Annotated in this window: 6 protein-coding genes; all 6 read left to right on the top strand. The window is 56.1% G+C overall.

Going from position 1 to position 5249, the window contains the following annotated elements:
- Positions 1 to 623: DNA-methyltransferase (locus tag VGP75_RS18115; RefSeq protein ID WP_327544990.1), on the top strand; the 623-nt coding region annotated here is incomplete at its 5' end.
- Positions 623 to 1015, top strand: coding sequence for a cyclin family protein (locus VGP75_RS18110; RefSeq protein ID WP_327544989.1), 393 nt, complete (start codon positions 623 to 625; stop codon positions 1013 to 1015). The genes VGP75_RS18115 and VGP75_RS18110, both read left to right, overlap by 1 nt.
- Positions 993 to 2222 carry a PBSX family phage terminase large subunit gene (locus tag VGP75_RS18105; RefSeq protein ID WP_327544988.1) on the top strand — a complete coding sequence of 410 codons (1230 nt, stop codon included), beginning with the start codon at positions 993 to 995 and terminating at the stop codon, positions 2220 to 2222. Before VGP75_RS18110 ends, VGP75_RS18105 begins: the two co-directional genes overlap by 23 nt.
- Positions 2223 to 3458 (top strand): phage portal protein, encoded by a 1236-nt coding sequence (locus tag VGP75_RS18100; RefSeq protein ID WP_327544987.1) that lies wholly within the window; start codon positions 2223 to 2225, stop codon positions 3456 to 3458.
- The gene (locus VGP75_RS18095; RefSeq protein ID WP_327544986.1) at positions 3451 to 4272 is read left to right on the top strand and encodes a phage minor head protein; all 822 of its coding nucleotides are present in this window, start codon (positions 3451 to 3453) and stop codon (positions 4270 to 4272) included. Before VGP75_RS18100 ends, VGP75_RS18095 begins: the two co-directional genes overlap by 8 nt.
- 100 nt (positions 4273 to 4372) lie before the next feature.
- Positions 4373 to 4945: a hypothetical protein gene (locus VGP75_RS18090; RefSeq protein ID WP_327544985.1), complete on the top strand. Its 573-nt coding sequence runs from the start codon at positions 4373 to 4375 to the stop codon at positions 4943 to 4945.
- The last annotated feature ends 304 nt before the right edge of the window (positions 4946 to 5249 follow it).

Raw genomic sequence — 5249 nt, 5'->3', positions numbered from 1 at the left:
CAAAGGCTCACAAGGACTTAATGGCCGCAGACTGGGATAAGGATTTCCAAATCGAAGCTCCGTTGAACTGCGCGCTCGCCGTAATGGCAAAAGATTGCGCGGTTTATGTCTGCACCTCACACCATTTGGCCGGAAGAATATGGGCTTGGATGAAAGAGTGGTCAGACCATCATTCGTTTTGTGTCTGGAGCAAACCAGACCCGATGCCTTCTCTAATGAAGCGTCATTGGACGTGGGACACTGAGTTGATCCCGTATGCAACGCGTGGGAAGCATGTTTTTAACGCTGAGAACGGGCAGCACTCGCCTAGCACTTGGCGCATCAACAAGCAGCAGGGCGCAGAGAAAACAGGGCATCCTACGCAAAAGCCGGTGGCAGTTCCACAACACGCTATCGAAAAGAGCAGCCGCAACAATCAGATTGTCCTCGACCTATTCGGCGGTTCTGGCTCGACCCTGATCGCCTGCGAAAAGACAGCCCGCGACTGCCGCATGATGGAACTGGACCCCAAGTATTGCGACGTCATCATCAAACGCTGGCAGGACTTCACCGGGCAGACGGCCACGCTGGAAGGCGACGGGCGCACCTTTGTGGAACTTAAGGCTGAGCGGGAGGCTGCGTAATGGAAAAAACTGGACCTAAAGGGCCAAGTAAGCCCATGTCAGACAAAGAGTTTGACCAGCTTGTGAACATGATCCGAATTCAATGCACGCGAGATGAAATCTGCGACATTCTAAATATGAGCGATGACACACTAAATCGCAGGCTAAAAGAACGCGGCGAAAAAAATTTTGCGGCCCTCTATAAAAAGCACAGTGGCGAAGGCAAGGCATCGCTGCGCCGCGCTCAATGGAAAGCAGCCCAAGACGGTAACCCCACGATGCTCGTTTGGCTTGGTAAGCAGATGCTAGGCCAGCGTGATAAGAAAGACCTCGACCACACCAGCAGCGACGGCAGCATGACGCCGAGAGAAATCATCATTCGCGCCGCCGATGCAAAAACCAGCGACGATTGATCTACCGCCAAAGCTAGTCCCCGTTGTCGCACCGCCGCGCGGATCGGCACGCTATCGGGCGCTATGGGGCGGGCGAGGATCGGGCAAGTCATTCACAGCCGCGCTCATGGCCTCGATCTGGGGATACGCCGAGCCGTTGCGGATCCTCTGCACGCGCGAGTTTCAGGCCAGCATCAAGGAAAGCTTCCACGCCGAATTGAAGGCCGCGATATCATCGCAGCCGTGGCTAGAGGCGCATTATGACGTGGGCGTTGATTACATCCGGGGCAAAAACGGCACAGAATTTCTATTCCGTGGCCTTCGTCGCAATGAGCAAAGCATCAAGTCTCTGGCCAAGATCGACCTGACGATTGTGGAGGAAGCCGAAGACGTGCCGGAAAACTCATGGCTTGCCCTTGAGGCTACCGTCTTCAGGCAACCCAAGTCCGAGGTCTGGGTGATCTGGAACCCGCGTGAGGAAGGCAGTCCGGTGGACAAGCGGTTCCGGCAAAACCCGCCAGCCGGAATGCTGGCCGCAGAAGTCCAGTGGAGCGATAACCCGTTCTTTCCAGAAGGCCTAGACGTGCTCAGGCGGCGAGAGCAGCAGCGCCTCGATCCAGCGACATACGCATGGATATGGGAAGGCGCATATCGCCAGAATAGTGACGCTCAGGTGTTCGGTGGCAAGATCGAGATACGTGAGTTTGAACCCAACCCGCGCGAAACAGCATGGCGCGGCCCATACTTCGGAGGTGACTTTGGCTTTTCACAAGACCCGACAGCAGCCGTGGAAGTCTGGATCAATGACCCGGACATATACATCAGGCGCGAAGCCTATCGCACGGGCTTGGAACTGGATGACACAGCGCCGTTTGTTACTGGCCAGATACCGGGCTTTGAACGCGAAGTAAGCCGATGGGACAACGCCCGGCCCGAAAGCATCAGTCACCTGCAACGCCACGGATTGCCCCGCGCCCAAGCGGTTTCAAAGTGGCCGGGCAGCGTCGAAGACGGCATCGCTTTCCTGCGGTCGTTCCGTAGCATAGCAATTCATCCAGATTGTGTTAATATTGCGCGAGAAAGCCGCCTGTATTCATACAAGGTGAACGACAATGGCGATGTCACGTCAAAGATCATCGACGCAAATAATCACGGCTGGGACGCCGTGCGCTATGCGTTGCAACCGATGATAGGCGGCGGCACGGGGCAGATATTCGGAGTGCTATAGATGGCGTTGTGGCCTTTCAAACGACAGACAGAGCAAAAGGCGCACCCGGCTGGCGGCGCTTTGATGATAGGCGGCGGGCCGTCATGGTCGCGCAAAGACAAGGCGCAAAGCTACATCACAGAAGGCTATCAGCTAAACGTGATCGTGTATCGCGCCGTCAACGAGATCGTAAGGGCGGCGGCGTCTATCCAGATAGAACTCTACAACGGCGATGAGGCGATTGAGCAGCACCCGGTTCTAGACTTGCTGGCAAACCCGCACCCAGGCGCCACGTATCAGTCATGGCTTGCTGAGATGCTGATTAACCGGATGCTCATGGGCGAGATGGCCGCAAGCGCCGACAACCCCCGACAGCCTGCCGAAATCTGGCCGCTCTTGCCGCTCAATATCGGGATCGTGCCGGGCCCGTCCGGGATCCCGCGCCAATACATCTACGAGATTAACAACCGTAAGACGACGTTCGACGTTGACCAAATCACCGGCCAGTCTGACATGCTCTTTGTCAAAACCTACAACCCCGGCGACTATTGGCGCGGGCAATCGCCGCTCATGGCCGCTGCAATTGCAGGCGACACCCACAACGCCGGCATGAGGTGGAACTACAGCCTGCTGAAGAACAGCGCGCGGCCCAGCGGATTAATCCGGTTCAAGGGCGGATATCCGTCCGGCGAGATGGTCGCGCGTATGCGTGAATACTTCAAAGCCAAGATGCAGGGGGCAGAGAACGCGGGCGAGATCCCCATGCTGGCGGACGACGCCGAATGGCAGTCGCTTTCACAGACGGCGCGCGACATGGATTTTTCCAACACCATGCGCGAGACGGCGAAATACGTCGCGGCGGCGCTTGGCGTTCCCCTGCCTTTGATCGACAATGACGCCAGCACGTTCAACAACCTAGAGCAGGCCAAAGAACGGCTCTACACCGACACCGTTATTCCGATCATGCGCGAGGTACTGGCGGCGCTCAACAACTGGCTTTTGCCGCGCTATGGCGACGGGCTGGAGTTGCGCCTCGATCTGGACACGATCCCGGCCCTTGAGGCGCTACGGGAGCGCATGTTTAACCGCGCGGTAACAGCATACCGCGAAGGCTTGTTGACGCTACAGGAGGCGCGTGTGCTCATGGGGTATGAGCCTGAAGCTGAAGGCGAGTTTAAGCCGACAGTGGGCGGCGGCATGTTTGATCTACCGGCGGACGATATCAAGGCGCTGGCCTACGGTTTGGATCATGGCTAACCCGGCATTCATCCGACACAGCCCGGAACGCGAGGCGGCAATTCAACGCCGCTTGCTGGACGTGGCAGAAGGCCGCTTTCGCCGCAAGCTGGCAAAGGTGATCCGGGACGAAAGCGAGCAGCTTGTCGCAAAGTATCGCGAGTTAGGCTATGTGCCAGCGCCGACGGATGACGACTTTCGCGCGTTCAAAGACGTGTATCTCGACATTGGCAAGGTCACGGCACGGGCTTTCGGTTCGCGGATCGTAGCACAGGGCAAGGCGGCTGGATTGATACTCGAAACCAAGGTCAGCTTCACAGACCTGTTCCTATCGCTGGCAACGCAATGGGTGAACTTGGAGGCGATCCGGCGGCGGATCACTCAGGTGACAGAGACAACGCGCGAGCGCATCGTGCGACAGGTCGCAGACGGCCAGAACGAGGGGTTGGGCGTTGAGGCTATCGCAAAGCGGATCAACCAAGCCGTGCCGAGGATAAGCCGCACGCGGGGCGCGTTGATTGCGAGGACCGAAACGCACGGCGCGGCAAACTACGCCATGCACGAGACCGCCAAGACAACGGGCCTTGATCTTGTCAAAGAATGGGTGAGCGTCGAAGATGCCCGCACCCGGCGCTTTGGCGATGGCGCAGAATACAACCACCTCAGAATGAACGGCCAGCAGCGCGAGATGGATGAGCCGTTTTCTATGCCGCGCAAAGGCGGCGCTGACCTGCCGATCATGTATCCTGGCGAGGCTGGCAAGCCGGGCGCGGCGACGATCAACTGTAGATGTGCCGTGGTGCATCGGGTAAAGGTTTTTGACAACCTGAAATAATCTGATTAACGTACCAAGGCGCGGGCTAGTCTGGCCGACGAACAGTGGCACTCCACCACCTGCCCGCGCTTTTCACATGGAGCAACGCTTGGAGGGCGTTATGGCTAAAAATATCAATGCGTATAAACATTTAATCCGTGTCGGCATAACATCGGCAGACATGGTGCCAGAAGATTGTTTAGGGAATGACCCTGAGAGAAACAGAAATATTGTTTCTGGTGTGATTTCCGGTGAAAATCTGACTAATGTTGCGGCGGCGGCGGGCATATCATTATCGCAAGTCACCACTGTCTGCTTCTATGTCGCCAGAAGGTACGGGCGGCAAAATGATCATTTTATTGAATTGCTCAATAGTGACACAAGGAAGGCAATGGCTAACTATGGATACGATCCAAGTGACGCAAAAAGCAAAGATGAATTTGTAAAAATATGCTTTGACTTTTACCACTGGGCAAATGAGCGCGTTTTCATCACCCACCCGATCTTTGGGGACAAGGGATATCAAGAGAGGTGGCGGTCACTTCAAGGGATGTATATTGAACGCCTCAACAAAATTAGAGAGGTTGCGGGCATTCCAAAGCCCGAAAAAACAAAGACAGTGTGCGGATATAAGGTTCCCGTGTCGGCTTATGAAGAGATCAAAGCTCTTGCCAGATCGAAGTCTGTCACCTAACCTGCCCTCACAAACTGACCTCCCTGCCTAGGCCGCCTTCGGGCGGTCTTTTTTTGTGCCTCAACCGCGCACTTTGCAAGTTTGCAAATCCGTGTTATACACTTTGCAAAGGCCGTCGTGAGACGTCCGAAGCCCTTAGATGGAGCCTTTACATGCTGCGCACTCTCGCACGCAAAGACGGCAATGAGCCGCTTGAAATCAAGCTGGCAACCCTTGACGTGAAGGCGATCAAGGAAGACGAAGATTACCTTTACATCAGCGGCTACGGCTCTGTTTTCGGCAACGAAGACAAGGGCGGCGATAT

Source organism: Yoonia sp. (assembly GCF_036007805.1).
Lineage (GTDB): Bacteria > Pseudomonadota > Alphaproteobacteria > Rhodobacterales > Rhodobacteraceae > Yoonia.
Note: the sequence above shows the minus strand (reverse complement) of the source record. Positions and strands in the feature narration are given on the sequence as shown.